The organism is Pelatocladus sp. (genome assembly GCF_059505505.1).
The window spans coordinates 1-2,521 of the sequence record NZ_JCACKS010000188.1 but is presented as its reverse complement, the minus strand read 5'-3'; the positions used below and the strand labels follow the sequence as shown (position 1 = coordinate 2,521).

The 2,521-nt window shown below is 37.1% G+C and carries 2 protein-coding genes; one reads left to right on the top strand and one right to left on the bottom strand.

The genetic code is table 11. The features are described from left to right. The first annotated feature begins 309 nt into the window (after window positions 1-309). Window positions 310-1,338, top strand: a complete 1,029-nt coding sequence (locus tag AC5JMK_RS14220; RefSeq protein ID WP_495910401.1) for a DUF4158 domain-containing protein — start codon at window positions 310-312, stop codon at window positions 1,336-1,338. On the opposite strand, the gene AC5JMK_RS14215 is transcribed toward AC5JMK_RS14220, so the two are convergent. Further along, window positions 1,291-2,187, bottom strand: coding sequence for a transposase (locus AC5JMK_RS14215; RefSeq protein WP_495910400.1), 897 nt, complete (start codon window positions 2,185-2,187; stop codon window positions 1,291-1,293). The genes AC5JMK_RS14220 and AC5JMK_RS14215 overlap by 48 nt on opposite strands. Window positions 2,188-2,521: the final 334 nt, after the last annotated feature.

Sequence of the window (2,521 nt, the reverse complement as noted above, 5' to 3'; positions counted from 1 at the left end):
CACCAACAGCTACCCGCTTCGAGTTATTACTTCCCCCAAGCGTGATTGACCACATGGCGTAAATAGAAGGTTCGTGCAACCAGGGGCAACCCTCAGTAAAATGCTTAACCAGTAGGAGTTTCAGCCATTTTACTTAGATGATGATTGACCCAAGTTTTTTACCCTTAAATATAAGTAAATTTAATATATATTTTTTATGAGATTTGACAAAAAAACTCAAATCTGTAGGGAGAAAATTAGAACCTGATAACAACAGATTCATTTATGCTTTGGGAGCAACTGGTATTACCATTACGGAGAACATAATAAATGGTTAAACCGCCTCAAAGCACAGAAGAACTTGTAGAAAATTGGACTCTTGTTCCACAAGAATTAGAACTGGTGAAGAAGAAAGTAGGCGCAGGACAGATTGGTTTTGCCATTTTACTGAAATATTTTCAAATAATGGCTCGTTTTCCTGACTCAAGCGCAGAAATACCAGAAACTGTGATTACATACATAGCATCACAACTAGAAGCAGACCCATCATTATATTCTCAATACAATTGGCAAGGGCGTTCCATCAAAAATCATCGTGCTGAAATTCGAGAGTTGTTTGGATTTCGGACAGCTACAATGTCTGATTCCGAGGAGATATCTGATTGGTTAATTGCTTTTATTTTACCCAACGAACAAAGATTTGACCCACTGGAAGAACAAACATACCAAAGGTTTCGCTTATTGCAAATTGAACCACCAACATCCAAACAAGTTGAACGTTTGATTCGTAGTGCCATAAGTCAATATGAAAGCAACTTCTGCCATGACACTTTTTCTAAGCTATCAAAAGAAACCATTTCTCAAATTGAGATTTTATTAAGTACAGAAGAATCAGACAATGAAGCTGATAAACAAGATTCTCTCAAGCTAAAAACTTCCGAGTTTGCATTTCTCAAAACAGACGCAGGGCCAGTTGGATTAGGAAGTTTCTTAACCGAAATCGAAAAACTAAAACGTATTCGTACAGTTGGTTTGCCACCTGATTTATTTGCAGGAATATCACCAAAACTGATTAAAACATACCGTCATCGAGCTGCAACAGAAACTCCTTATCATTTGCGACAACATCCACCTGCCATTCGCTACACGCTGATGGCAGCTTTTTGTCTCCAACGCTCTCAAGAGATTACCGATAATCTAATCGATTTACTAATGTCAATCATTCAACGTATTGGTACAAGGGCTGAAAGACGCATTAACAAAGAATTAGTTTCAGACTTTAAAGAAATAACCGGAAAAACCAATCTCTTATTAAGTAATGTAAGAATAACTAGTTTTGCCAACCTTTATTTCAATTAGGCGTAAAGTTAAAACTGGTGCGCCACGACGAACAGTTCCAAGTTGAATCAATCGGTCTTTAAGCGAATGGTCATAGCTAAAAATCTTTAAGTATTTAATAGATGCTTTGGCTTTTAAGCGAGTAATAAAATGAACATCTTGTAAATTAAGTTGTTGTAAAAACTGGAAATGGTAAAAACCTCTATCAAGTAAAATTAGAGTTTTAGCAGGCAGTAAATTTAGTAAAGGAGCTTCAAAATTAGTCTCTGATGCGGCAGGATTGGTGTGAAACCAAACTTCTATCGGTAAACGAGTAACCAAATCAATAACTGTACAGATTTTCCCAGCCAACTGTCCTGTTTTCAAGTCCTCCAGGCTTTTTAGCTTCCGAAATAAAGCTTCTAATGTTGACCCATCAGCTATCCAAATTCGGTCAAAATTATGCAATGCAAACTTAACACTATCTGGCAGTGGTCGCCTCAGTCGTTGCTGCCAATTAAGTTGTAACTGAGGTAATAAATCTTTAAACACTCGTTCAAATAATTCAGCCGGAAAAACTAAAAATCTTTGAGAGAGAGATTGTTGGGCAATATTAGTAGCACGACACCACAATAAATCTTCTCTTGCTAAAAGCCTCGTTAATTCTTGAACTCCCGGAACTTGTCGCCATAATAAAGTTAATACTGCTGCTACCATGAAGGATAGATTGATAATTCTATCTCGTAAGCCTAACTGTTTATAGTATTTTTGTTGAGCAAAGATAGCTGGAGTTAGTAACTCTTCTAAATGCGACGCAATCGCTTCATTATTTATGGTAGGAGTATGATGTTTTTGCGCGTGGTCGGAGTTTCGTTTTGCAGCTTTGGGCATAGTAGTCAAAGAGCGCTTTTCATTACCGCATTTGATTACTGAATTTACAATAATAATGAAACTCACTTTTGACAAAGTTATTCTCTCGTTACAATACTTTTTTGTTTCATATTTCGGCTGTTAAAAACTTAAAGATAATGATAATCAAATAGAGGGGAAGGAGGCGAGCGACGCTCGCCTCCTTCCCCTCCCACCCGCACGATTATCATTTTCATTTGAGTCACTTTGAGTATTTTAACTGATTGACAAAATGCGCTTTATCTTAACCTATCACCGATGTGTAGCTGATTTATACCGACGAAGATGGAGAATAGAAGAGGCTTTTTACACTGTT